Below are 4,783 nucleotides of genomic sequence, written 5' to 3'. Positions count from 1 at the left end.
GACGACCGAAGCGGTGTAGGTGGAGGGCTCGCCGGTGGCGTCGGTCACGGCTCACGCCGGGGTGACACGCTCCGGCGCCGTGAGGAAGACGATACCGGCATCCTCGGGCGTTGCGTCGTTAACGATGTTAGCATCGGCGTCCAGCGCTGGTTGAGGCCGGGCCAGACTTGCGGCGATATCCGCCGCACTCTCGTGGTTGCGCGCGGCGAGGCGGGCGGGCGAAGTTCAGCACGGCATCCTTGCCGGCGCCGGGCGGATATTTGCTGCAAGCCTGCCTTGCCACCGGCATGGCGGCGGGGCGCCGAGGTTCGACGGGTCCTGGATGTCTGCTTCAGGCCAAAAGCGCACGACTTCAGACACCAGTTCATGAAAGGAGGGGCGCTTACTGCGGTTCCTTGACTAGAGCATTCTGTGAATAGCTTGAATCGTGAGATTTCCGACGGGGGGTGATTGTGATTCAAGGTGTGTGCTGGAGTCGGAGGCCAGCTTGCATGCCGAGAGTCTATTCCCAGGATTTACGTGACCGGGTGATTGACGTGGTTGAGAGCGATGCGGAGAGCTGCTGTTCTGCGGCGCGGCGGGTTGGTGTAAGCGAAGCATCTGCGATCAGGTGGTTGCAGCGTGTCAGGCGCGTTGGCGACCGGCGCTGTGCCGGCCAAAGATCGCTTCACGAAAATGCCCGAGCTCGGCACAATTTTACAAAACTGGCGGCTGCGGGATTAAGCGGCCGCCCGGCAACAGCGGTCAACAAAATACGCCTTGTCAGATCAGGTTCAATAAATTTTCTTACCGCCAGCGGTGCCGCAAAACGCAACCGCCCGGAGAGCAGCGCAATACCAAGACCCGCCGCCACCAGATCCAAAAGCTGCGCGGCAGCGCCATTGCATCGTTTCTGCCGTAATGAAAGCCCCGTCAGTTGCTCGAGGTCTTTTGTAAAATCGCCACAGCGTTCGCCAACCAGAAGCGTCTCGTCCAACACATCCCGTGCGGTCACGGCGTTTTGCGTCGCCAGCCGATGCTCTGATGGCATCACCGCCACTGCGGTTTCTGTGTAGAGCGGCCAGCGGTTCAGGCGCTCTGGTAAATCACAATCCTCGGCCAGCAGCGCGCAATCCAGCCGGTCGGTCAGCATCGCATCAATCAGCGCGGTGGGACCGGATTCATCAAAATGAATCGCGCAATCGGGCAGCATTTTCGTTACCTCGCCCACCGCGCCCGCAATGCTTGCAGCACCTATACCAGGGCCAAGCCCAATTTTTAAACTGGTCTGTAAATTCCGGCGCTTTGCCTGCGCCAATGCGGTGGCGGCATCGGCGGCTTCCAGCATGGCCTCGAGATGCGGACGCATAGCGCGGCCCAGCTCGGTGAGCTGGGTTAGATTGCGTTCTCGTAAGATTAGCGCGCCGCCGAGTTCTTCCTCTAGCCGCTGGATCGCGCGGGAAAACGCCGGCTGCGTGACATTGCATTGTTCCGCCGCGCGAGAAAAATTGAGCGTGCGGCAAAGGGTTATAAAATACCTAACCTGAGAGAGCTCCATCTCTCACACCCGCGGTATTGCCGCAACGATATCATCAGGCTCCGCGCGATGCGAAAAATCCACATCTACAAAGCGCCAGGCAATGCGCCCGTCCGGCGCGATAATGAAGGTGGCCGGCACCGGCAGGCACCAAGCGGCATTGCCATGACGCTGCGGGAAATCCAGGCCGGACGATATCAGCCGCGAACGGTACAATTTCGGAATTTTGAAGACCACGCCAGCCGTCAGCCCCACCCCGAAGTCGACGTCCGCCAGCACTTCGAAAGACGCGCCATGGCGTTTTTTCATGCTCAGTGGCAGCCCGCCAGTCTCGGGCGTCAGGGCCAGCAGGCTTGCGCCCACCGCCTCGATCCTTGGCAAAGCCTCAGTGAGCGCGGTCAGCGTTAATTTGCAGAACGGACACCACTCGCCGCGAAAAAACGACAGCACCACCGGCCCAAGCGTCAGATGGTCGGCCAGCGCCACCAGCCGCCCCTCCGCATTGGGCAACACAAAATCAGGGAACGCCGCGCCAACACTGATGATGCCCGAGAGAAACCCTTCACGGTCGAGCCGGAGCAAAATCTCCTGATATGCGGCGTCCCATTCCAGGCTCTGGCGGCGGCTGGCGAGCAACGTGCCGAGGCGGGATGTCAGCGTGTCGATTTTTGAACCCTCCAAATTGCTCTGATGTGGCACCTTTATCGTGCCACATCAGCGCCGTGGCAATGGATTAATGATTCATGGTGTTGGGCGTGGCATCAGAGGCCATGCTGTTGGATGACATGCCGGCATTGGCCTGCGTGGCGTGGGTCTTTTTGGTGGTCGGCGTCATCGTGTCGTGCGACATGCCGTTGCTGGTCATGCTATCGCTGCTCATGCTGTTGTGCGACATGCTGTCGCTGCTCATGCTGTTGCTGGTTTGCGCCAGCGCCGCGCCGGCGGTCAGGGCCAGGCAGCAAAGGGCGGCGGACAAAATACGTGACTTCATGGGAATATCTCCTGTTGAATGAGCCGGAACAACCCGGTGCGGCGGATATGCCTCGCGAAGAACTGTGCGCGCCAATGCCATTTCGGCATCAATTTCATGCCTGGACGCTGCCAAGACACTGAATGCAATCTGCGCCGGAACAAAAGGGAACCTATCATGCGAGAAGCCAAACCAAAACGCCGGGTGATTCACCCCTGGCCTCTGCGACTGACCCATTGGCTGAATGCCGTGACCATTGTCATGATGATCGGCAGCGGCTGGCAGATTTATAACGCCTCGCCGCTGTTCGGTTTTACCTTCCCGCCGCTCGTCACCATCGGCCAATGGCTGGGCGCGGGCATCGCTTGGCATCTGGCCTTCATGTGGCTTCTGGTAATCAACGGTCTCGCCTATTTTATCTGGAGCGCGGCCAGTGGGCATTTCAGGAAATTTTTCCCGCTAAGCCCGCAAGCGGTGTGGCGGGACATGGTTGCCGCCCTCACCTTCAAACTTCCCCACGACAAGGGCGTGTATAACGCCGTGCAAAAACTGCTGTATCAGGGCGTGCTGTTTGCCGGTGTGGTCATCGTCATTTCCGGCCTTGCCATCTGGAAGCCGGTGCAGCTTTGGTTCTTTTGCGATTTATGCGGCGGGTATTTTGTGGCGCGCTACGTGCATTTCTTCGCCATGTCGGCGATTGCCGCGTTCCTGGTCGTGCATTTGCTGCTGGTGGCCATGGTGCCAAAAGTGCTGCCCCCTATGATCACCGGCGGGAGGATCGAGAAATGACCAATTTCAACCGGCGTTCCATGCTGTTCCGCGCGCTCGCCCTGGGCGCGGTCAGCACCCTGCCTGCTTGCGATTACGAGGACCCGAACAACCCCGACCTTGCGGATAAATTCCTGCACGCCATGTCCGCCTGGAACGACCGTGTGCAGGCGGCCCTGTTCAACCCGCACACCTTGGCCCCCACCTTCCGGCCAGACCAGATCACCAACCCGCCGCGCTTCAATGCCTTCTACGATATCAGCCAGGCCCCGGTGGTGGACCCCGCCAGCTTCAAGCTGGAGCTTGGCGGGCAGATCCAGGACAAACCCCCCTGGACCTTGGCGGCGCTGAACGCCCTGCCGCAAACCGCGCAAATCACCCGCATGACCTGCGTGGAGGGCTGGCGGGTGATTGGCGAGTGGGAAGGCGTGCCGCTGGGCGACTTCCTTCGCCGCATCGGGGCAGATACCACCTGCAAATATGTCTCGTTCAAATGCGCGGATGGATATTATTCGAGCATCGACATGCCCTCCGCCCTGCATCCGCAAACCATATTGGCTCTTAAATTCCTGCAACAGCCGCTCACCCCGCCTTTCGGCGCACCGATCCGCTTGCGCATCCCCACCAAGCTTGGCCACAAAAACTCCAAATCCGTAGTGCAAATCGCCGTCACCAACATCTATCCTGGCGGCTATTGGGAGGACCAGGGCTACAACTGGTTCAGCGGCTCATGAGGTACGCGGTCGCCGCACTGCTTCTGCTCAGCTCCGCTCCGGTGGCGCAGGCCCGCCCAGTGGTGGTGGAGTTGTTTTATGTCGCTGGCTGGCGTCGCTGCGGGTCCGTTCTTATTCACGGCGGCTGTTGGATAAGGCAGAGCGGATACGCGACAATGCAGACGTGCTCGTGGACCGCTAAAGCCGGCGGAATCGAGCGCGCGAGCAAGGAAGCCGCGGCGGCGCGGAGCATCGCCTGAGCCCCGACCGGATGGGGGCGATGATTGGTGACGCCGCGCCGGCGCCAACCGTGTTTGCTGGCGATCACCGCGCCGTGTAACCGCCATCGATCGCGATAATCTGGCCGGTCAAGTAACGTGCCTTGTCCGAGGCCAGAAACAGAATCGTTTCGGCAATCTCATCCGGGGCGGCGCCCCGTCTGGCGGGAATTGATTGCAGGAAACCCGCCTTGGCGGTGGCATCACTGCCAGTGAAGCGATCCAGCATGGGGGTTTCGACCGGACCTGGAGCGACGCCGTTGACCCGCACGCCGGCGGCGGCGCTCTCCAGCGCCGCGCTTTTCGTCAGCCCGTCCACTGCATGTTTGCTGGCGGCATAGATCGAGGCGCCGGCGAAACCGACCTGACCGGCGATCGACGACAGATTGATGATGGAGCCCGAGCCCTGCGCTAGAGCGTATTCCCATCTGATTGAATCGGATGGGATTCCCAAAACGGCTTTGATCTGATTCAAGATGTGTGCTGGCGAAGGGGGCCGGCATGCATGGCCAAACCGATTTCCATTGATCTTCGGCGC

At 60.5% G+C, this 4,783-nt stretch carries 6 protein-coding genes; 2 read left to right on the top strand and 4 right to left on the bottom strand.

Going from position 1 to position 4,783, the window contains the following annotated elements; genetic code table 11:
• Positions 1-667: 667 nt before the first annotated feature.
• From ACLPJJ_RS10730 to ACLPJJ_RS10720, 3 genes are all read right to left on the bottom strand, one after another.
• Positions 668-1,537 (bottom strand): LysR family transcriptional regulator, encoded by an 870-nt coding sequence (locus ACLPJJ_RS10730; RefSeq protein ID WP_443590972.1) that lies wholly within the window; start codon positions 1,535-1,537, stop codon positions 668-670.
• A gap of 3 nt (positions 1,538-1,540) precedes the next feature.
• Positions 1,541-2,152 (bottom strand): peroxiredoxin-like family protein, encoded by a 612-nt coding sequence (locus tag ACLPJJ_RS10725; protein WP_443590971.1) that lies wholly within the window; start codon positions 2,150-2,152, stop codon positions 1,541-1,543.
• 97 nt (positions 2,153-2,249) lie between these two features.
• The gene (locus ACLPJJ_RS10720) at positions 2,250-2,507 is read right to left on the bottom strand and encodes a pentapeptide MXKDX repeat protein (RefSeq protein WP_443590970.1); all 258 of its coding nucleotides are present in this window, start codon (positions 2,505-2,507) and stop codon (positions 2,250-2,252) included.
• 18 nt (positions 2,508-2,525) lie between these two features.
• On the opposite strand from ACLPJJ_RS10720, the gene ACLPJJ_RS10715 reads away from it, so the two are divergent.
• Positions 2,526-3,275 (top strand): cytochrome b/b6 domain-containing protein, encoded by a 750-nt coding sequence (locus ACLPJJ_RS10715; RefSeq protein WP_443590969.1) that lies wholly within the window; start codon positions 2,526-2,528, stop codon positions 3,273-3,275.
• Positions 3,272-3,988 (top strand): molybdopterin-dependent oxidoreductase, encoded by a 717-nt coding sequence (locus tag ACLPJJ_RS10710; RefSeq protein ID WP_443590968.1) that lies wholly within the window; start codon positions 3,272-3,274, stop codon positions 3,986-3,988. The genes ACLPJJ_RS10715 and ACLPJJ_RS10710 overlap by 4 nt, the downstream gene beginning before the upstream one ends.
• Before the next feature lie 303 nt (positions 3,989-4,291).
• Here the strand turns inward: ACLPJJ_RS10710 and ACLPJJ_RS10705 are convergent.
• The coding region (locus tag ACLPJJ_RS10705; protein WP_443590967.1) for an SDR family NAD(P)-dependent oxidoreductase at positions 4,292-4,783 on the bottom strand (492 nt) is incomplete at its 5' end.

Origin of the sequence: Acidocella sp. (genome assembly GCF_052326845.1) — a bacterium.
Classification (GTDB): Bacteria; Pseudomonadota; Alphaproteobacteria; order Acetobacterales; family Acetobacteraceae; genus Acidocella.
Note: the sequence above shows the minus strand (reverse complement) of the source record. Positions and strands in the feature narration are given on the sequence as shown.